A 246-nucleotide genomic window follows, 5' to 3' on the forward strand; every position below is an offset into this window, starting at 1 on the left:
CGCCGTAGCGGGGGTGGGTGAGGCGGTGCGCCAGCTCCCCGTGGTTGGTGAGGAGGATCAGCCCCTCGGTCTCGGCGTCGAGGCGCCCGACGTGGAAGAGCCGGCTCTCGCGGTTCTGGACGTAGTCGCCCAGGCAGGGGCGGCCGTCGGGGTCCTCCATGGCGGAGACCACGCCGACCGGCTTGTTCAGGGCGAAGAAGAGGTCCTTCTGGGTGGTGACGGTCAAACCGTCCACCCGGATCTCGT

1 protein-coding gene is annotated in these 246 nt (G+C 69.9%); it reads right to left on the bottom strand.

The genetic code is table 11. The annotated features are described in order from the left end of the window. Positions 1 to 246 (bottom strand): pseudouridine synthase (locus E0D90_RS26300; protein ID WP_265415983.1); only part of this gene is annotated, 246 nt, incomplete at both ends.

Origin of the sequence: Streptomyces otsuchiensis, assembly GCF_004305975.1 — a bacterium.
Taxonomy (GTDB): domain Bacteria; phylum Actinomycetota; class Actinomycetes; order Streptomycetales; family Streptomycetaceae; genus Streptomyces; species Streptomyces otsuchiensis.